The following is a 20,292-nucleotide window of genomic DNA, read 5'->3' as shown; positions in this document are numbered from 1 at the left end:
GAACCGTACAGAGAGAGGGGATTGAGCGTGAGCGGGCTCAACAAGGGGGTCGGCAAGGTCGAGGTCGCGCTCAAGTGGGACCCGAGCCCGGCCGGTTCCCCCGCGCACGACCTGGATCTCGTCGCGGCGGTCTACCCGGCGGACGCCCCGTACGGTCCGCCGGCCCATCTGGTGCACTTCGACAGCCGCTCCCCCGACGGCACGATCACCCTCCACCGCGACAGCCGTACGGGGCAGGGCTTCGGCTACGACGAGGCGATGACCGTGGAGCTCGACCGGATCGCCGCGCGGTACGCGCGCGTGGTGGTGGGCGTGGCCATCCAGCAGGGCGGTGGGCGGCTCACCTTCGGGCAGGTCGCGCGGACCGGGGTGCGGGTGCGCGAGGGCTACACCGACCTCCTGGAGGACACCCTCGGCTCGGTGGCGGACGCGACCGCGGCGACGATCGCCGAGTTCGTCCGGGACGGGGCCGAGGGCGGCGGCGAGGGCGACGGCGGTGACGGCTCCGGTGAGTGGCTGTTCCGGCCGCTGCTGCGCGGCTTCGACATCGACCCGAGCACCTTCGGCGCGGTCATGGGCGCCCGCCCGGCCTGACCGGGACCCGTACGCCGAAGGGGACCGACCCGGTGTGGTCGGTCCCCTTCGCGTGCTACGGGTCAGCCGGCGGCGGCCACGCGCGCGTGGGCGCGCGGCCGCCGCGGTGGGTCAGCTGCAGCCGCTGGTCGAACCGCAGCCCTCGCAGATGTAGCAGGAGCCGGCGCGCTGCATCTTGGTGCCGCAGGAGAAGCAGAGCGGGGCGTCCGCGCTGATGCCGAGCTGCATCTCGACCAGCTCCGCGGAGGTGTGCGCCTGCTTCGGGGCCGGGATCTCGGCCTTGGCGGCGACCGGCGTCTCGACGGCCTTCAGCTCCTGGGCGCGGGGCGCCGACTGGGCCAGGCCCTCGACGTCGACGTCCACGTCCTCGACGGACTGCTCGTAGGAGCCGGTCTCCAGGTGGCGCTGGCGCTCCTCGGCGGAGTGGATGCCGAGGGCGGAGCGGGTCTCGAAGGGCAGGAAGTCGAGCGCCAGGCGGCGGAAGATGTAGTCGACGATCGACTGCGCCATCCGCACGTCCGGGTCGTCCGTCATGCCGGCCGGCTCGAAGCGCATGTTGGTGAACTTCGAGACGTAGGTCTCCAGCGGCACGCCGTACTGCAGACCCACGGAGACGGCGATGGAGAAGGCGTCCATCATGCCCGCGAGGGTGGAGCCCTGCTTCGACATCTTCAGGAAGACCTCGCCGAGACCGTCGTCCGGGTAGGAGTTGGCGGTCATGTAGCCCTCGGCGCCACCCACGGTGAAGGAGGTGGTGATCCCCGGGCGGCCCTTCGGGAGGCGCTTGCGGACCGGGCGGTACTCGACGACCTTCTCGACGGCCTCGCGGATCGTCGCCTCGGTCTTCGCGGTCACCTCGGCCTTCTCGTCCTCCTTCTTCTTGGCGGAGAGCGGCTGGCCGACCTTGCAGTTGTCGCGGTAGATCGCGAGCGCCTTGACGCCGAGCTTCCAGGCCTCGAAGTAGATCTCCTCGACCTCCTCGACGGTCGCCGACTCCGGCATGTTGACCGTCTTGGACAGGGCGCCGGAGATCCAGGGCTGGATGGCGGCCATCATGCGGACGTGGCCCATCGCGGAGATGGAGCGCTCGCCCATGGCGCAGTCGAAGACCTCGTAGTGCTCGGTCTTCAGGCCGGGGGCGTCGATCACGTTGCCGTGCTCGGCGATGTGGGCGACGATCGCCTCGATCTGCTCCTCCTGGTAGCCCAGGCGGCGCAGGGCCTGCGGGACGGTGCCGTTGACGATCTGCATCGAGCCGCCGCCGACCAGCTTCTTGAACTTGACCAGGGCGAGGTCGGGCTCCAGGCCGGTGGTGTCGCAGGACATCGCGAGACCGATGGTGCCGGTCGGGGCGATGACCGAGGCCTGGGAGTTGCGGAAGCCGTTCTTGGCGCCGAGCCGGATCACGTCCTGCCAGGCCTCCGTGGCGGCGGCCCAGATCGGGGTGTCCAGGTCGTCCATGCGGACGGCCTTGTCGTTGGCGTCGGCGTGCTGCTTCATGACCCGCTGGTGCGGGGTGGCGTTCTTGGCGTAGCCGTCGTACGGGCCGACGACCGCGGCGAGCTCGGCGGAGCGCTTGTACGAGGTGCCGGTCATCAGGGAGGTGATGGCACCGGCGAGGGCGCGGCCGCCGTCGGAGTCGTAGGCGTGGCCGGTCGCCATCAGCAGGGCGCCGAGGTTGGCGTAGCCGATGCCGAGCTGGCGGAAGGCGCGGGTGTTCTCGCCGATCTTCTGGGTGGGGAAGTCGGCGAAGCAGATGGAGATGTCCATCGCGGTGATGACGAGCTCGACGACCTTGGCGAAGCGCTCGACGTCGAAGGACTGGTTGCCCTTGCCGTCGTCCTTGAGGAACTTCATCAGGTTCAGCGAGGCGAGGTTGCAGGACGTGTTGTCCAGGTGCATGTACTCGCTGCACGGGTTCGAGCCGTTGATGCGGCCGGACTCGGGGCAGGTGTGCCAGTGGTTGATCGTGTCGTCGTACTGGATGCCCGGGTCGGCGCAGGCCCACGCGGCCTCGGCCATCTTGCGGAAGAGCGCCTTGGCGTCGACCTCCTCGATGACCTCGCCGGTCATGCGGGCGCGCAGGCCGAACTTCCCGCCGGACTCGACGGCCTTCATGAACTCGTCGTTCACGCGGACGGAGTTGTTGGCATTCTGGTACTGGACGGACGTGATGTCGTCGCCGCCCAGGTCCATGTCGAAGCCCGCGTCGCGCAGGGCGCGGATCTTCTCCTCCTCCTTGACCTTGGTCTCGATGAAGTCCTCGATGTCGGGGTGGTCGACGTCGAGGATGACCATCTTGGCGGCGCGGCGGGTGGCACCACCGGACTTGATGGTGCCGGCGGAGGCGTCGGCGCCGCGCATGAAGGAGACCGGGCCGGAGGCGTTGCCGCCGGAGGAGAGCAGCTCCTTGGAGGAGCGGATGCGGGAGAGGTTCAGGCCGGCGCCGGAGCCGCCCTTGAAGATCATGCCCTCTTCCTTGTACCAGTCGAGGATCGACTCCATGGAGTCGTCGACGGACAGGATGAAGCAGGCGGAGACCTGCTGGGGCTGCGGGGTGCCGACGTTGAACCACACCGGGGAGTTGAAGCTGAAGATCTGGTGCAGGAGGGCGTAGGCCAGCTCGTGCTCGAAGATCTCGGCGTCGGCGGGCGAGGCGAAGTAGCCGTAGTCCTCGCCGGCCTTCGTGTAGGTCTTCACGATCCGGTCGATGAGCTGCTTGAGACCGGTCTCGCGCTGCGGGGTGCCGACGGCCCCGCGGAAGTACTTGCTGGTGACGATGTTGACCGCGTTCACCGACCAGAAGTCGGGGAACTCGACGCCACGCTGCTCGAAGTTGATCGAGCCGTCGCGCCAGTTGGTCATGACGACGTCACGGCGCTCCCAGTTCACCTCGTCGTACGGATGCACGCCGGGGGTGGTGTGGATGCGCTCGATACGCAGGCCCTTGCTCGCCGCCTTGGCTCCCTTGGTGCGGGAACCACGTGCCGGACCGCTCGCCGTCTCTGTCATGCCGCCTCCCATATACGGGCAAAACACCCTGGAGCGCCCGGAAAATTCCAGGGCTCCGCCTTCTGTACTGCGTTATGTAGTGCAATTGCCACGAACACCTCAGGGGCCGCTCGGGGCAGGTCTTCCGTCCGGCCGCGCGGGCCGGCAGCCGGACCCTCGGGTCCGGCGCGCCGCTAGTCGGCGGCGTGGGCGGGAACGGGCACGGCGGGGGCAGCCCCGCGCTCGCCGTTCCCGGCGGGAGGCCGCTCGCGGAGTTCCGCGATGGCGGCCTCGAAGTCTTCGAGGCTGTCGAAAGCCTTGTACACGGACGCGAAGCGCAGGTACGCGACGAGGTCGAGCTCCTGCAGCGGGCCGAGGATGGCCAGGCCCACGTCGTGGGTGGTCAGCTCGGCGCTCCCGGTGGCGCGCACCGCCTCCTCGACCCGCTGGCCGAGCTTGGCGAGGGCGTCCTCGGTGACGGGCCGGCCCTGGCAGGCCTTGCGCACGCCGGAGATGACCTTGGTACGGCTGAAGGGCTCGGTGACCCCGGACCGCTTCACCACCATGAGCGAACAGGTCTCCACCGTCGTGAAACGACGGGAGCAGTCCGGGCACTGGCGGCGACGGCGGATCGACGTCCCGTCGTCGGTGGTGCGACTGTCGACGACGCGGCTGTCGGGGTGCCTGCAGAAGGGGCAGTGCATGTGGTTCCGACCCTCCCTCAAGGCACGACTGAATAGCCCCGCCCGGCCCGTCAAGGCCCCCGCGAAGCGACCACCAGCATAGGCGATACGAGCTGCCCCGGCCGACCGGGACCACTACTTGTGGGTGGCTGGTGCCATCCAACCACTAGATCTTGGGTTGGTCGGCATTTCGGGCCCCTGCGCGTGTCGCGCGCCCGGGGGCCGGTGGAGAAGCTCCGGCGACCGGCCACGAGGGTACGGGAAGGGCGCGGCGGCGGCCTTCCCGGGGTCACCGGTGTCAGACTGTGCAGCCGGCGCCGAGGCGCCCGCAGCGGGGCGCACAGCGGGTCCCGGGGTCCTGCGAACCGGCGGCGAAGACGACCGTGATGCCCCGATTTGCGAACCCTTCGGGAACTCGTCGGATCGGCGTATACACCTGCCCTCGCGCACACGTAAGGCGAACGGCGAATTTTCACTCGAACGTGTGTTTGGCGCAACCTTTCGAAAGCTACTACCGTTGTGCCAGCCAGGGAGAACATTCGAGAGGGGCCGACGACGTGACCACCACCGCAGACAGTGCCACCATCACTGCCCAGGGCCGCTCCCAGGGCCGACTCGAGCCGGTGCATGCGATGAATGACGCCGCCATGAACGGGGAGGAGCCCGGCCGACCCGCGCGCTCCCTCCCCGGACGACCTCCAGGCATCCGGGCCGACAGCTCCGGCCTCACCGACCGCCAGCGCCGGGTGATCGAGGTCATCCGCGACTCCGTCCAGCGCCGCGGCTACCCGCCGTCGATGCGCGAGATCGGCCAGGCCGTCGGCCTCTCCAGCACCTCCTCCGTGGCACACCAGCTGATGGCCCTCGAGCGCAAGGGCTTCCTGCGCCGCGACCCGCACCGCCCCCGTGCGTACGAGGTGCGCGGCTCCGACCAGCCCAGCACCCAGCCCACCGACACCACCGGCAAGCCCGCCGCCTCCTACGTCCCCCTGGTCGGCCGCATCGCGGCCGGTGGCCCCATCCTGGCCGAGGAGTCCGTCGAGGACGTCTTCCCGCTCCCCCGGCAGCTGGTCGGCGACGGCGAGCTCTTCGTCCTCAAGGTGGTCGGCGACTCCATGATCGAGGCCGCGATCTGCGACGGCGACTGGGTCACGGTCCGCCGCCAGCCCGTCGCCGAGAACGGCGACATCGTCGCCGCCATGCTCGACGGCGAGGCCACCGTCAAGCGCTTCAAGCGCGAGGACGGGCACGTCTGGCTGCTCCCCCACAACTCGGCGTACCAGCCGATCCCCGGCGACGAGGCCACCATCCTCGGCAAGGTCGTCGCCGTCCTGCGACGGGTCTGACCCCACCCCGCCGCCCCTGAACCGGGCCCCGGGACCCACTGCGCCGGTCCCGGGGCCCTGCGTTGTTCCAAGGCTCGGTTCGCCTCCGGGGCGCCGGAGCCGAGCTCACGGCACCGCTCGTGCTCGCCCCCCGTTCCTCGGGGCCTGCGCGCGCCCGGCACCGTTCCCTCGGCGTGGCCCTTCGGCTCACTCGCCCTCGGTGTGCACCCCCGCCCCTCAGGGCTGGTCCGCGGCGGCCTTGATCGCGGCCGCGTCGATCGCCGCCAGGGACTTCCGCACCTGGTTGCGGTCCGTGGTGTACCAGAAGTCCGGCAGCGAGGCCTTCAGATAGCTGCCGTAGCGGGCCGTCGCCAGCCGGGGGTCGAGGACCGCGACCACGCCGCGGTCGCCCGTGGCGCGGACGAGACGGCCGGCGCCCTGCGCCATCAGCAACGCCGCGTGGGTGGCCGCGACCGCCATGAAGCCATTGCCCCCGGCTTCCTCCACCGCCTTCTGCCGGGCGCTCATCAGCGGGTCGTCCGGGCGCGGGAAGGGGATCTTGTCCATGACGACCAGCTGACAGTTCGGCCCCGGCACGTCCACGCCCTGCCACAGGGAGAGCGTGCCGAAGAGACAGGTCTTCGCGTCGGACGCGAAGTTCTTGATCAGCTCGCCGAGGGTGTCCTCGCCCTGGAGCAGGATCGGCAGCTCCGGGATCCGGGTGCGCAGCTCCTCCGCCGCCTGCTGGGCCGCGCGCATCGAGGAGAACAGGCCGAGCGTCCGCCCGCCGGCGGCCTGCATCAGCTCGGTCAGCTCGTCCAGCATGTCGCCGCGCTCCCCGTCCCGCGCGGGCCGGTTCAGGTGCTTGGCGACATAGAGGATGCCCTGTTTCGGATAGTCGAAGGGCGAGCCGACGTCGATGCCCTTCCAGACCGGCACGTCCTCGCCCTGGGTGCCCTCCGGCGCGAGGCCCAGCGAGGCGCCCACCCCGTTGAAGTCGCCGCCCAGCTTCAGGGTCGCCGAGGTCAGCACCACCGAGCGGTCCGCGAACAGCTTCTCCCGCAGCAGCCCGGAGACGCTCAGCGGCGCGACCCGCAGCGAGGCCCCGAAGCGGTCGTGCCGCTCGTACCAGACGACGTCCCACTCCGAGCCGTTGGTGATCCGCTCCGCGACCCCGTGCACGGTCTCCACCGAGGCGAGGGCCTGCTTGCGGACGGCGTCCTCGTCCTGCACCGAGCGGTCACGGGTGGAGCCGAGCGCGGTGATCACCGCGCGGGAGGCGTCCCGCAGGGCCATCAGCGCATAGCCCAGGTCCTCCGGGATCTCCTCCAGGCGGCCCGGCAGCGCCAGCTCCATCAGCTTCTCGAAGCCCTCGGCGGCGGTCTGCAGCTGGTCGGCCACCTTCTCGTCGACCAGCTTGGCCGCGCGCCGCACCGCCCGGTTCACCTGGCCCGGGGTGAGCTCGCCGGTGGCCACCCCGGTCACCCGGGACACCAGCTCGTGGGCCTCGTCCACGATCAGCACCTCGTGCTGCGGCAGCACCGGCGCGCCCTCGATCGCGTCGATGGCGAGCAGCGCGTGGTTGGTGACGACGACGTCAGCGAGCTTGGCCCGCTCGCGGGCGGCCTCGGCGAAGCACTCCGCCCCGTACGCGCACTTGCTCGCGCCCAGGCACTCGCGCGAGGAGACCGAGACCTGACCCCAGGCCCGGTCGGAGACGCCCGGCGTCAGGTCGTCCCGGTCGCCGGTCTCCGTCTCGTCCGACCAGTCCCGCAGCCGCAGCAGGTCCTGGCCGAGCTTGCTGGTCGGGGCCGCCGCCTCGAAGGGGTCGAAGAGGCCCTCCTCCTCGTCCTGCGGCACGCCCTCGTGCAGCCGGTGCAGGCACAGGTAGTTCGAGCGGCCCTTGAGCATCGCGAACTCCGGGCGCCGGCGCAGCTGCGGGTGCAGCGACTCGACCGTGCGCGGCAGGTCGCGCTCGACCAGCTGGCGCTGGAGCGCCAGGGTGGCCGTGGCGACCACGACCCGCTCCCCGTGCGCCAGGGCCGGCACGAGGTAGCCGAGGGACTTTCCGGTGCCGGTGCCGGCCTGGACGAGGAGGTGGGAACCGTCGTCGATGGCCTCGGCCACGGCCTCGGCCATGGCGACCTGGCCGGGGCGCTCCACACCGCCGACGGCGGAGACGGCGGCGTGGAGGAGATCGGGGAGGGATGGCTTCGTCATAGCCCTTCCACCCTACGGGGCGGCACTGACACCGCGGTCCCTCCCCGCGCTCACGCGAGCGGGTTCGGGACGGTGCCGTCGACGGCCGCGTGGGGCCGCTCGGAGCGGTCGCGGTAGCCGTCGAGGTGCAGCCGGTTGCGGTTGAGACAGAGCCGCTCGATCCGCGGCACCAGGAGATCGAACAGCTCGAAGCGTTCCTTCAGCTCCGGGAAGCGGCCCTGGTGGCGCAGGATCTCGGCGCGCACCAGGGTCCAGAACTCCTCCTCCGGCACGCCCAGTTGCTCCTCGAAGAGCGGTGCCAGGTAGCGGAAGACGCCGACGAAGAGGCCCGAATGGATGAACTGGGTGAGGAAGTCCGGCTCCTCGGTGAGCAGCACGGCCCGGACGTCCTCGGGCATGCCGGCGTGCTCGGGGAGCGGTACGGCACTGATGTTGACGTCGTCGACGAAGTCCTTGATCGCCAGGCGGACGGGCACGTCCTGCTCGTCGTAGACCACGATCGCGTTCTCGCCGTGCGGGGAGAAGACGGTGCCGTAGCGGTAGAGGAAGTGCAGCAGCGGCGGCAGCAGGGCGGCGAAGAGGCGCTGGAGCCAGGCGCGAGGGGCGAGGCCGGAGCGCTCGACCAGCTCGGCGGCGAAGGCCCGGCCGGCGGGATCGGTGTGCAGCAGCGAGGCGAGGGTGCGGGCGCGTTCGCCCGGCGGCAGCCGCAGGGGTTCGCGCCAGATCGCGCCGAGGAGCTCCTTGTACTGGTACGGCACTTCCGGGAGCCGGTCGTAGAGCGGGTGCTCGACGGTGACGGAGGCGACCTCGCCGAGCAGGATCACCCCGCACTCGTCGCGCAGGAAGGGGTCGGCGTCGCGCAGCCCGAGCACCCAGGCGGTGACCGCGGGGGCGGCGAGGGTGCGCTCGGTGGGCAGGCCGCGCCAGACCAGGGTGTTGAGGACGGAGAGCGGCAGCTTGACCGTGTGCCGGTCGGGCCGGGAGACGTTGAGGAAGGTGCGGATGGACTGTTGGGGCAGCCGCAGGTCGTCGTCGGCGGGCAGCGGCACCACGGTGCCGGCGGCGACGGCGGGGGCGTACAGCGGCAGCAGGACCTCGTCCCACTGCCAGGGGTGGACGGGCAGCAGGAGGTAGCCGTCCGGGTCGAGGCCGCGCTCGCGCAGCACGCCGTGGAAGACGGCGCGGACCCCGGGGTCGAGCTCGCGCTCGTACAGGCGCTCGGGGGTGTCGAGGCCGCCCACGCCCCGGTAGGCGGCGAGGCGGGTGCTGACGGCGATCCACGGGAGGCGGGCGGGGCGGCGGGCCTCGGGGGCCCAGCGGGCGGCGTCGGCGGCGGAGAAGCCGATCCGGCCCTTGTTGAGGACCAGCCAGGGGTGCCCGGTCTGGTGGCCCTCCAGCTCCGCGTAGCCGAGCTCGGCGAGCCGGGCGGCGGCCAGCGCGGTGTGGTCGAGCCGGGTGTCGGCGGCGAGGGTGGTGGTGAGCTCGCGGATGAGGTGGCCGAGGGTGGCGCCGTCGAGGCCGAGCAGCCGCCGGGCGCGGACCAGGAAGTCGAGCGGGTCGGTGGCCGGTCGGCCGTCGAGGGTGACCGAGCCGGGAGTGATCCGCCAGCTGTCGTACGCGCCGCGGCGGGCGGTGAAGGCGAGCTCGGCGCCGTCGTCGAGGGCCAGGGCGTAGCGCCCCTCCCGCCCGGGCTCCTCCGGCCCGCGCCCGTCCGGTGCGGGGTCGACCGGCCGGGGCCGGAGGATGCCCTCGTACGCGAACTCGGCGACCGTCTTCGTGAGCAGCCGGGCGCCGGCCCGCTCCCAGGCCTGCGCGGTCAGCTCGGGCGGGCTGTGCAGGGCGGCGTCGGCCGGGGGCGGCGGTGCGGGGGTGGGCCGGGGGTCGGGGCGTGCGGAGTCGTGGGGTGCAGGGGACGTCGACACGAGGACTCCTCCAGGTGGGCACCGCGGTGGGTGGCGCGGTGGGGCGGAGAGCCCGTCGGGTGGCCCTCGTCCGCGGTCCGGTCGGGGGCCACCCGGCAGGCTCTGAGGGTGGGTGCGGGTGCGTCTGTGGTCAGGGGGCGGGGCGCGGGTCCCGGTCGCGGACCATGAGCGCGGCGCGCTTGTCGGGCAGGTCGAGCTCCGCGGCCAACCGGAAGCCGGCGCGGCGGAAGGCGGTGACGGAGGGGGTGTTGCGCAGGTCGGGTTCGGCGACGACCCGGGTGCAGCGGGGACGGTGGTCGAGGACCAGGTCGGCGACGGCGCGCAGCAGCAGGGTGCCGAGGCCGCGGCCGCGGTCGGCGGCGGCGCCGATCAGCAGGTGGACGCCGGTGTCGTGCGGGCGCGCCGGGTAGTGGCGGGCGAGCGGGTCGAGGTCGGCGCGGTAGATCTCGAAGTAGCTCATGGGGGTGCCGTCGAGGACGCCGAGGCAGGGCACGCTGCGTCCGTCGCCGTCGAGTTGGGCGCGCAGGTGGTCGGCGGTCACGCGCTCGGGGCCCTGGAGCTCCCAGAAAGCGGCCACGGCGGGGTCGTTCATCCAGCGGGTGACGAGGGGCAGGTCGTGGTCGAGGCGTACGGGGACGAGCGCGAAGCGGCCGGCGGGGGTGTCGGCGGGCCGCCAGCCGGCGACCCGGTCGAGCAGGTCCTCGGCGGGCAGGGCATCGGCGGGCAGGTCGCGGGCGGCCACGGCCGGGCGGCGGGGGCCGTCGGCGGCGAGCAGGGCGAGGAAGTCCGCGGGCAGGTGGAGGTCGAGGGTGTCCTCGGGGCTCGGCCCGGTGTCGGGGCGCGCTTCGGTGGGAGGCACGGGGGCGCTCTCCTCTCGGCTTCGGTGGGTGGGACGGTCACGGGCCGGGGGCGGCGCGGGCCCGGGGGACGGTCGTGGGCCCGCGCGGGGCGGCTCAGGCGCGCAGCGGGTTGGTCACGGTGACGTAGACGGACTGGGTGTCGACGGGGCCGACGAGCTCGTCGAGGCCGTGCAGCCGGGTGAGCAGGTTGGCCTTGCAGCGCAGGGTGGCGGCCTCCAGGAGGCGGTGCGGCAGCGGGGAGCCGAGGCCGGTGGCGCCGGTGAGGAAGCGGCGCAGGGCGGCGAGCAGCACGCGCTCGTCGGCGAGGTGCTGGGAGCCGAAGGCGCCGATGAGGCCGAGGACGTTGTTGATGCCCAGGTAGTAGGCGAAGCGCTCGTCGGCGACCTGGTCGGAGACGAAGGTGTCGCTGACGGAGCCGATGCCGGGGAGGCGGCTCTCCAGCTCCTCGCGGCGGGACTCGCGGAAGTAGTAGCCCTGGTTGTCGCGGTAGCGGCCGCCGGCGGGCCAGCCCTCGGTGTCGAGCAGGACGAGGGTGTTCTGCTGGTGGGCCTCCAGGGCGACGCCGGCCTGCCCGTCCAGCCACAGCACGGGGCGGACCACGAGGTCGAGGTAGCGCAGGAACCATTCGGTGGCGACGGCCGTGGTGGGGCGGCCGGTGCGGGCGGCGAGCCGCAGGACGAGGTCGGCGAGCCGGGAGCGCATCCGGGGCGAGCCGGGCCAGGGTCGGGGGGCGGTGAGTCCGGCGAGGCAGACGGCGTCGTCGCCGGGGCCGAAGGGGTTGTGTCGGATCATCACGTCGAGGCCGGGCAGCGGCTGCCCTTCGGGGGTGTCGACGGCGAGCCAGGCCGGGTCGCGGACGATGTCGAAGCCCGGGTGGGCGGCCTGCCACTGGTCGACGAGTCCGGTGCGCAGCAGCCGGTGCACCTCGACGCCGCGGTGCAGTTCCTTGCGCAGGTTCTCGCGGCGGGAGTTGGTGATCCGGACGCCGAGGGAGAGCTTGAGCATGGCGCGGGCGCCGGGGCGGTGCACGGTGCGGACCGAGGAGGTGGGGTGCCAGGGCTCCCCGTAGGGGCCGAGGTCGTGGAGCAGGCCGGCGTCGAGGAGGGCGGCGACGGCGGGGCGCTCGCGCAGCTCGCGGGCCTGCCAGGGGTGCAGCGGCAGGGCGGCGGTGCCGGGCGGGAGGTCGAGGCCCTCGGCGAGGCCGGCGGTGAGCTGGGCGGCGGCGACCGGGCGGCCCTGTTCGGTCCAGGCGGAGTCGGTGGCGAGGACGGAGTGGTCGACGGCCATCCAGTGCAGCGGGAAGGAGCCGTGCAGTTCGGGCGAGTAGCGGCGGGCCTCGGCCTCGGAGAGGCCCTCGCGGCTCTTGGGCGTGGGGTGCAGCGGGTGGCCGAGCAGCAGGGACTGCTCGCCGGTGAGGAAGAGGTCGGCGCCGGGGGCGGGGCGCGGGTCGCGGCGCCGTTCGGCGATGAACTCGGCGGTGCGGCGGGCGGAGTCGGCGACCCGGCCGACGAGTTCGGTGGCCTCGGTGCCGCCGGAGCCGCCGGTCTCGCGGCCGAGCAGGGCGGCGAGGGTGACGGCGTCGACGGCGGGGGCGGTGCCGGGGAGCCCTTCGAGGACGGGGGCGCCGAAGCGGTGCCAGCCGGTGGGCGACCAGTGGCGGACGGGAACGAGGAGGGCGGTGCCGCTGGCGTCGAGCGGGATGCGCAGGGTGTCGGCCGCACCGGTGGCGGCGGGCTCGGGCGCGGGCAGGTTCCGTTCCCGCACCCAGCAGCGGAGCAGGTTCTCGACGGCGGCGGCGTCGGCGGCGCGCGCGGGGTCGGCGTCGTCGAGCGGGTCGGCCTGGGCGTCGGCCCGGGAGTCGGTGCGTGCCCCGCTCGGGGCGCCGGCCGGTGCGGCGGGGTACGGGGCCGGGTGCGGGCCCGGGAACTGGCGCGGGAAGGACGCCGCGGCGCTCGGCGGTCCGTCGACCGTGGCGGTGGCGGTCGCGCCGGCGGTGCTCGGGGTGGGGGCGGGGGTCGGGTTCACGGGTCTTCCTTGGGGAGGGGGGAGGGGACCGGGTGGGAGGCGGTCCGGGGTTCAGCGGGACGGTCCGGTGGGGCGGGACCGGAGGGCGCGTTCGGCCGCGGCCAGCGCGTCGGCGAAGCGGTCCAGGACCGCCTCCGCCTGCTCGTCGGTGAGGGTGAGCGGGGGCAGCAGCCGGACGACGGCGCCCTGGCGGCCGCCGAGTTCGACGATGAGCCCGCGGTCGAGGCACTGGCGCCGCACCTCGACGGCGAGCTCCGGGTCGGGCGGCGGGGTGGCGACGGCGAGGTCGGGCGCGGCGCCGCCGGGGCCGTACGCCTCGGCCGGGGCGGTCGCGCCGGGGTCGGCGAGCTCTCCCCGGGGCCGCCCCGTCCCGTACGCCGGGTCGACCAGTTCGACCCCGAGCATCAGGCCGCGTCCGCGCACGTCCCCCACGCACGGGTGGGCGGCGGCGAGGCCCTGGAGGCGGCCGATCATGCGGGCGCCGAGCAGGCCCGCGCGCTCGGCGAGGCCGTTCTCGCGGACGTACGCCAGGGTGGCGGCGCCGGCGGCCATGGCGAGCTGGTTGCCGCGGAAGGTGCCGGCGTGGGCGCCGGGTTCCCAGGCGTCGAGCGCGCTCCGGTAGACGACGACGGCGAGCGGGAGGGAGCCGCCGATGGCCTTGGACAGGACCATCACGTCGGGCACGACGCCGGCGTGGTCGACCGCCCAGAAGGCGCCGGTGCGGCCGACGCCGGTCTGGATCTCGTCGGCGATCAGCGGGATGGAGCGGGCCGCGGTGAGGGCGCGCATCCGGCGCAGCCAGCTGTCCGGGGCGGGGATCACGCCGCCCTCGCCCTGGACCGGTTCGAGGATCATCCCGGCGGGCTCGGGGATGCCGCTCTTGGGGTCGTCGAGGACGGTCTCGGTCCAGCGGGCGGCCAGTTCGGCGCCGCGCTCGCCGCCCACGCCGAACGGGCAGCGGTAGTCCCGGGGGTAGGGCAGCCGGGCGACCCGCACGTCCTCGGCGCCGCCGGAGACGTCGAGGGCGCCGGCCGTCATGCCGTGGTAGGCGCCGGTGAAGGCGAGGACGCCGCGCCGGCCGGTGGCGGTGCGGACGAGCTTGAGGGCGGCCTCGACGGCGTCGGTGCCGGCCGGTCCGCAGAACTGGATGCGGGCGTCGGCGGCGAGTTCGGGCGGCAGGGTGGCGAACAGCTCGGTCACGAAGGCGTCCTTGACCGGGGTGGCGAGGTCCAGGACGTGCAGCGGCGCGCCGGAGTCGAGCACCTTGCGGACGGCCTCCAGGACCACCGGGTGGTTGTGCCCGAGCGCCAGGGTGCCCGCGCCGGACAGGCAGTCGAGGTAGCGGCGCCCGTCGGCGCCCTCGATGGTGAGTCCCCGGGCCCGGACGGGGACGATCGGCAGCGACCGCGCATAGGTGCGCGCGGCGGACTCGCGTTGCGCCTGGCGGCGCAGGATGCCCTCGTGGGCGCCCCCCTCGCCGCTCGCCCGCTGCTCCTCACGGCTCCGCGTGCCCGGCGCTGCGGCCGGAGCTGGTTCGGTCACGGCCACGGCTCGGTGTCCTCCCGCTGTCACGGTTGCGGTAACGGTTGCGTTGCACATCGGTACGTTGCAGAGCCGCCCCGCGAGGGCGTTCTGAAGGCCGCCGGTGTGTCCCCCGTACGTACCAACGACGGTCTCTGCCGGGGATCACGGGCCGGAGCCAAGTTCCTTGGCGTGTCCCGGATCACGGCACGGCAACGGCCCGGCCGGTGCCGGAACCGCGGACCTGCGTCGTACCGTCCCCTCCGGCACCGGCATAGTGGGGGCTTCACGCGGCACGGCGCGCCGTGCCGCCGCTGTTCACTGATGCACAAGTTGACGTAGTCCCAGGGGGATCACGAGATGCGATCGATTCGTCCGCTGCTGGCCGCGGCGTCCGCCGTGGCGGCGCTGACGCTGACGGCCACGGCCTGCGGTCCGACCGAGGACACCGCGGGGGGTGACAAGCCCACCGCCGTGACGCCTTCCGCCGACGGCAAGATCAAGATTCCGGACGACCTGAAGGACCGTCTGAAGGAGCACGGGATCGACGTCGACAAGTGGCGCGGCGGCGAGTGGAAGAACTGGGACCGCGACAAGTGGCTGCGCGAGGCCAAGGACTTCGTGAACCCGATCATCGAGGACCTCTGGGACCCGGACCGGATGCGGGACGCCGAGCGCCCCGACAAGCCGGTCGAGGAGGAGGACATCTCCGGTGACAAGGGCGTGACCGACCCGACCCCGGCCAAGGTGCCGGCGAAGGCCGTGCAGCCGCCGTACCACCAGAGCTCCCCCGCCTCCGGCAAGGTCTTCTTCGACGGCCCCGAGGGCTCCATGGTCTGCTCGGCGACGGTCGTCAAGGACCCGGCGCACCCGGGCAAGTCGAACATGGTCTGGACGGCCGGGCACTGCGTGCACGCCGGCCAGAAGGGCGGCTGGTACCGCAACATCGCCTTCGTCCCCTCGTACAACGACGCGGGCCGGCCGACCTCCGCGCTGGAGAACGCCACCCGCGAGGAGATCGCTCCCTACGGCGTGTGGTGGAGCGACTGGGCGCAGACCTCGCAGCAGTGGATCGACGAGGGCGGCCAGACCGGCGGCAAGGGCGCGCCGTACGACTTCGCGGTGCTGCACGTGACGCCGGAGAAGGGCGGGAACGGCAAGTCCCTGGAGGAGACGGTCGGTTCGGCGCTCCCGGTGGAGTTCAACGCGCCGGCGGTGCCGAAGATCGCGAGCATGACGGCGACCGGTTACCCGGCGGGCAAGCCCTTCGACGGGCAGAAGATGTTCCAGTGCGCGGACAAGCCGGGCCGGCTGTCCATCAAGGCCTCGCAGCCGACGATGTACCGCATCGGCTGCACGATGACGGGCGGTTCGTCCGGCGGCGGCTGGGTGGCCACCGGCAAGGACGGCGAGCCGGCGCTGGTGTCCAACACCTCGATCGGCCCGGTGACGGCGGGCTGGCTGGCCGGTCCGCGGCTCGGTCCCGAGGCCAAGGCCCTCTACGAGGGCGTGAGCAAGAAGTACGCGAACCAGTAGGACTCCGTGAAGCCGGGCGGGCCCCCTCGGTCCCGCCCGGCACCGGGGCATACTGTGCACCGCAGAATGACGCGTCCATGGCAATCGCGCGGCAGTGGCGACCGGCCCTGCCCTCCCGGCCGGACGCGCCGACATCCCAGGGGGACACCACTTCATGCGTTCCATACGACTCCTGCCCGCCGCCGGCGGCGTCGCGGCCGCGCTCGCGCTGGCGCTGACCGCCACGGCCTGCGGCCCGACGGAGACCCCGGCGGGCGACAAGCCCGCCGACCAGACCGCGACCGCGAGCCCGACCGGGGACGGCTCCGGTTCCTCGTCCGGCCTTCCCAAGGACCTCGCCGACAAGCTGAAGAAGCACGGCGTCGACCTGGACAAGTGGAAGGACGGCGAGTGGAAGAACTGGAACCGGGACACCTGGCTCCGTGAGGCCGAGGACTTCGTCAACCCGGTGATCGAGGACCTCTGGGACGGCGAGCGGATGCAGTCCGCGAAGAGCCCCGACCAGACCGTCGAGACCCAGGCGACCAGCGGGGGCAGCGACCCCACGCCGAGGCCGGTGACGGCCCAGCGCGAGAAGACCCCGTACCACCGCTACGCGGCTCCCGTCGGCAAGATCTTCTTCGACGCGCCCGAGGGCTCCATGGCCTGCTCCGGCACGATCGTGAAGGACCCGCGCCACCCCGGCAAGTCCAACCTCGTGTGGACCGCCGGGCACTGCGTGCACGCCGGCAAGCGCGGCGGCTGGTACCGCAACATCATGTTCGCGCCCGCCTTCAACGACAAGGGCAAGTCCCCCGCCGCGCTGCGCAACGCGCAGGGCTACGAGATCTACCCCTACGGGCAGTACTGGGCCGACTGGGCCGTGACCTCCGGCGAGTGGATCCAGAGCGGCGGCACCAACCAGGCCTGGCCCTACGACTACGCGATCCTGCACGTGCGGCCGCAGAACGGCCGCAAGTCCCTGGAGGAGACCGTCGGCGCGGCCCTGCCGGTCGACTTCTCCGCCCCGCAGCCCGCGCAGGCCGGCACCATCGGCGCCTGGGGCTACCCGGGAGCGGCGCCGTACAACGGCGTGATCATGCACAAGTGCCTGGACCGGGCCACCCGGCTCAGCACCGCTCCGGCCACCCCGGTGATGTACCGGATCGGCTGCACGATGACCGCCGGTTCCTCGGGCGGCGGCTGGTTCCGGGTACTGCCCAACGGCACCACGGCGCTGGTGTCGAACACCTCGATCGGCCCGGCCGGCAGCAACGGCTGGCTGGCCGGACCGCAGCTGGGCAGGGGCGCCAAGAACGCCCACGAGATGATCAGCAAGAAGTTCGCCCGCTGATCCGGGCTGCGGACAGGACGAAGGCGCCGGCCGCCTCCCTCGCGGGAGGCGGCCGGCGCCCTTTTCGGTCCGTGCCCGTTCCGTGTCGGGCCGGTCAGTGCGCGGCGGGGACGTACGACGCGAGGTGCGCCGCCAGCTCCTCGTGCACCCGGGCCTTGATCAGGGTGCCCTCCGCGGTGTGCTCCTCGGAGATCACCTCGCCCTCGCCGTGCACCCGCGAGACCAGACCGCCCTGCGTGTACGGCACGAGGGCCTCGATCTCGATCTGCGGGCGCGGCAGCTCGGCGTCGATCAGGGCGAGCAGCTCCGGGATGCCCTCGCCCGTGCGGGCGGAGACGGCCATGGAGTGCTTCTCGATCCGCAGCAGCCGCTGGAGCACCAGCGGGTCCGCCGCGTCCGCCTTGTTGATCACCACGAGCTCCGGCACGTCGACCGCGCCGACCTCGCGGAACACCTCGCGCACGGCGGCGAGCTGCTCCTCGGGGGCCGGGTGCGAGCCGTCCACCACGTGCACGATGAGGTCCGAGTCGGCGACCTCCTCCATGGTGGAGCGGAAGGCCTCGACCAGGTGGTGCGGCAGGTGCCGGACGAAGCCGACGGTGTCGGCCAGGGTGTAGACCCGGCCGGACGGGGTCTCGGCCCGGCGCACGGTCGGGTCGAGGGTGGCGAACAGCGCGTTCTCCACCAGCACGCCCGCGCCCGTGAGGCGGTTGAGCAGCGAGGACTTGCCCGCGTTGGTGTAACCGGCGATGGCGACCGAGGGCACCTTGTTGCGCCGGCGCTCCTGGCGCTTGATGTCGCGGCCGGTCTTCATCTCCGCGATCTCCCGGCGCATCTTCGCCATCTTCTCGCGGATCCGTCGCCGGTCCGTCTCGATCTTGGTCTCACCGGGACCGCGGGTGGCCATGCCGCCACCGCCGCCGCCACCCATCTGCCGGGACAGCGACTGACCCCAGCCGCGCAGTCGCGGCAGCATGTACTGCATCTGCGCGAGGGCGACCTGCGCCTTGCCCTCTCGCGACTTGGCGTGCTGGGCGAAGATGTCGAGGATGAGGGCGGTCCGGTCGACCACCTTCACCTTGACGACGTCCTCAAGGGCGATGAGCTGGCCGGGGCTGAGCTCGCCGTCGCACACCACGGTGTCGGCGCCGGTCTCCAGCACGATGTCCCGCAGCTCCTGGGCCTTGCCCGAGCCGATGAAGGTGGCCGGGTCCGGCTTGTCGCGGCGCTGGATGACGCCGTCGAGCACGAGCGCGCCCGCCGTCTCGGCGAGGGCGGCGAGCTCGGCGAGCGAGTTCTCCGCGTCCTGCACCGTCCCCGAGGTCCAGACGCCGACCAGCACCACGCGCTCCAGGCGCAGCTGCCGGTACTCGACCTCGGTGACGTCCTCGAGCTCGGTGGAGAGGCCCGCGACACGGCGCAGGGCCGCGCGCTCGGAGCGGTCGAACTGGTCGCCGTCCCGCTCCCCGTCGATCTCGTGGCTCCAGGCGACGTCCTCTTCCATCAGGGCATCGGCCCGAAGGCTCTCGGTGCGGCGGGTGTCCGCGAAGCTCTGCTTGTCCTGGGAAGGGGATGAAGAGGAGGTCATTGGATCCTTACGTCGAAGAGAAAACACTTGATGCCGGTCACAACGCGTGACCCGGCGGGAGAATTCCCGCCCGTCCGGCCGCGTCGCCGACCCGACGATGGTGACACGGCCGGAGGGGGCCCGTCACCCCGGTTTCGCCGCCGTCGGCGGGCGCTCGGCGCGCGGGGCCCGGCTCTTCCAGTCGGGGTGCCCCGGCATCGGCGGGGTCTTGGCCCCGTACAGCCAGGCCTGGAAGAAGGCGCTCAGGTCGCGCCCGGCGATCCGGCCGGCCAGCGCGGTGAAGTCGGCGGTGGTGGCGGTGCCGTCCCGGTGCTCGGCCACCCAGTGGCGCTCCAGGGCCTCGAAGGCCTCGGTGCCGATCTCCTCGCGCAGCGCGTAGAGGGCGAGGGCGGCCCCGTCGTAGACGACGGGGCGGAAGAGGCTGATCTTCTCGCCCGGCTCGGGCGGCTCCGGCGCGGCGGGCGGGCCGCCGGTGGCGCGCCACTGGTCGGAGGCGGCGTAGGCGGCCTTCATGCGCCGGTCCAGGGTGGGCCCGCCGTGCTCCTCCGCGTACAGCGCCTCGTACCAGGTGGCGTGCCCCTCGTTGAGCCACAGGTCGGACCACGCGCGCGGGGAGACGCTGTCGCCGAACCACTGGTGGGCCAGCTCGTGCACCATGACGGACTCGACGTACCACTCGGGGAAGCCGGGCTGGGTGAACAGGCGGCGCTCGAAGAGCGAGAGGGTCTGGGTCTCCAGCTCGAAGCCGGTGTCGGCGTCGGCGATCAGCACCCCGTAGTTCTCGAAGGGGTACGGACCGACCCGGCGCTCCAGCCACTCCAGGTGCTTCGGGGTGCGCGCCAGCCAGTGCTCCAGGCGCTCCTTGTCGGCGGCGGGCACGACGTCGCGCACGGGCAGCTCGTGCGGGCCGCGCCGGTGCACGACGGCGGACTCGCCGATGGAGACCTGGGCGAGCTCGGTGGCCATGGGGTGGGTGGTGCGGTAGGTCCAGGTGGTGCTGCCGTCGCTGCGCACCCGGCTCTCGCGCAGGCCGTTGGCGACGGCCGTGAAGCGGTCGGGCGCGGTGATCCGGAAGGTGAAGAAGGCCTTGTCGGAGGGGTGGTCGTTGGACGGGAAGACCCGGTGGGCGGCGTCGGCCTGGTTGGCCATGGCGAGGCCGTCGCCGGTGCGGACCCAGCCGCCGGAGTCGGCGGGGCCGCGGGGGTCGCTGGTGTGGCGGACGGCGATCTCGACGACCTCCCCGCGCTCGACCGGGCTGGCCGGGGTGATCACCAGGTCCTCGCCGCTGCTCTCGAACGAGGCGGGCTCGCCGGCGACGGTGACGGCGGAGACGGTGCCGTGGGTGAAGTCGAGGTTGATCCGGTCCAGCGCGTCGGTGGCGACCGCCTCGATGGTGGTGGCGGCGGCGAGCGGCTCGGTGTTCCGACCGCGGTAGTCGAGCGCGATGTCGTACGACAGGACGTCGTAGCCGGGGTTGCCGAGCTGCGGGAAGAGCGGGTCGCCGATGCCGAGCGGGGCGGGGGCGGGCAGCGCGGCGGCGACCAGGCCCGCGGAGAGGGCGACGAGCACGGCGGCGCGCAGGGCACGCGCGCGGGGCGCACGCGCGCGTGGGGACGGCTGCGGGGCGGGGACGGCACGGGAGGGGAGCGACATGGGTTACCGCTACCAGGACCCTGGCCGCCCTCCGGGGCGGC

General features: G+C 73.1%; 13 protein-coding genes. 4 read left to right on the top strand and 9 right to left on the bottom strand.

The window, feature by feature from the left end; translation table 11 throughout:
- Positions 1-27 precede the first annotated feature (27 nt).
- A complete protein-coding gene (locus ACIGW2_RS19105) occupies positions 28-594 on the top strand; it encodes a TerD family protein (protein WP_391653621.1) in 567 nt (188 codons plus the stop codon).
- Positions 595-705: 111 nt separating this feature from the next.
- Here ACIGW2_RS19105 and ACIGW2_RS19100 read toward each other — a convergent pair whose 3' ends face one another.
- Both ACIGW2_RS19100 and nrdR read right to left on the bottom strand, forming a co-directional pair.
- Positions 706-3,606, bottom strand: coding sequence for a vitamin B12-dependent ribonucleotide reductase (locus tag ACIGW2_RS19100; protein WP_356073236.1), 2,901 nt, complete (start codon positions 3,604-3,606; stop codon positions 706-708).
- Positions 3,607-3,779: 173 nt separating this feature from the next.
- A complete protein-coding gene (nrdR, locus tag ACIGW2_RS19095; RefSeq protein WP_391653622.1) occupies positions 3,780-4,289 on the bottom strand; it encodes a transcriptional regulator NrdR in 510 nt (169 codons plus the stop codon).
- Between the two features lie 536 nt (positions 4,290-4,825).
- Between nrdR and lexA the strand changes: the two genes are divergently transcribed.
- On the top strand, positions 4,826-5,614 hold the full coding sequence (lexA, locus tag ACIGW2_RS19090; RefSeq protein ID WP_356073241.1) for a transcriptional repressor LexA: 789 nt from the start codon (positions 4,826-4,828) through the stop codon (positions 5,612-5,614).
- A gap of 216 nt (positions 5,615-5,830) precedes the next feature.
- Here lexA and ACIGW2_RS19085 read toward each other — a convergent pair whose 3' ends face one another.
- The 5 genes from ACIGW2_RS19085 to ACIGW2_RS19065 all read right to left on the bottom strand — a co-directional run bounded on the left by ACIGW2_RS19085 (position 5,831) and on the right by ACIGW2_RS19065 (position 14,168).
- A complete protein-coding gene (locus ACIGW2_RS19085; RefSeq protein ID WP_391653623.1) occupies positions 5,831-7,813 on the bottom strand; it encodes an ATP-dependent DNA helicase in 1,983 nt (660 codons plus the stop codon).
- Between the two features lie 50 nt (positions 7,814-7,863).
- Positions 7,864-9,735: an IucA/IucC family protein gene (locus ACIGW2_RS19080; protein WP_399844585.1), complete on the bottom strand. Its 1,872-nt coding sequence runs from the start codon at positions 9,733-9,735 to the stop codon at positions 7,864-7,866.
- Positions 9,736-9,865: 130 nt separating this feature from the next.
- Entirely contained in the window at positions 9,866-10,594 is a 729-nt protein-coding gene (locus ACIGW2_RS19075; protein WP_399844583.1) for a GNAT family N-acetyltransferase, read from the bottom strand.
- Positions 10,595-10,688: 94 nt separating this feature from the next.
- Complete coding sequence (locus ACIGW2_RS19070; RefSeq protein ID WP_399844581.1) at positions 10,689-12,620, bottom strand: IucA/IucC family protein; 1,932 nt, start codon at positions 12,618-12,620, stop codon at positions 10,689-10,691.
- A gap of 51 nt (positions 12,621-12,671) precedes the next feature.
- Complete coding sequence (locus tag ACIGW2_RS19065) at positions 12,672-14,168, bottom strand: diaminobutyrate--2-oxoglutarate transaminase family protein (RefSeq protein ID WP_399844579.1); 1,497 nt, start codon at positions 14,166-14,168, stop codon at positions 12,672-12,674.
- A gap of 333 nt (positions 14,169-14,501) precedes the next feature.
- Between ACIGW2_RS19065 and ACIGW2_RS19060 the strand changes: the two genes are divergently transcribed.
- Together ACIGW2_RS19060 and ACIGW2_RS19055 are read left to right on the top strand one after the other, a co-directional pair.
- Entirely contained in the window at positions 14,502-15,677 is a 1,176-nt protein-coding gene (locus tag ACIGW2_RS19060) for a trypsin-like serine peptidase (RefSeq protein WP_391653630.1), read from the top strand.
- Between the two features lie 154 nt (positions 15,678-15,831).
- Positions 15,832-17,010 (top strand): hypothetical protein, encoded by a 1,179-nt coding sequence (locus ACIGW2_RS19055; RefSeq protein ID WP_361580457.1) that lies wholly within the window; start codon positions 15,832-15,834, stop codon positions 17,008-17,010.
- Between the two features lie 94 nt (positions 17,011-17,104).
- Here ACIGW2_RS19055 and hflX read toward each other — a convergent pair whose 3' ends face one another.
- Positions 17,105-18,598 carry a GTPase HflX gene (gene hflX / locus ACIGW2_RS19050; RefSeq protein WP_391653631.1) on the bottom strand — a complete coding sequence of 498 codons (1,494 nt, stop codon included), beginning with the start codon at positions 18,596-18,598 and terminating at the stop codon, positions 17,105-17,107.
- 123 nt (positions 18,599-18,721) lie between these two features.
- Positions 18,722-20,251 carry a M1 family metallopeptidase gene (locus ACIGW2_RS19045; RefSeq protein ID WP_399844576.1) on the bottom strand — a complete coding sequence of 510 codons (1,530 nt, stop codon included), beginning with the start codon at positions 20,249-20,251 and terminating at the stop codon, positions 18,722-18,724.
- Positions 20,252-20,292: the final 41 nt, after the last annotated feature.

Source organism: Streptomyces sp. NPDC053541, from assembly GCF_044544705.1.
Lineage (GTDB): Bacteria > Actinomycetota > Actinomycetes > Streptomycetales > Streptomycetaceae > Streptomyces.
This window is presented reverse-complemented; position numbering and strand designations above follow the sequence as displayed.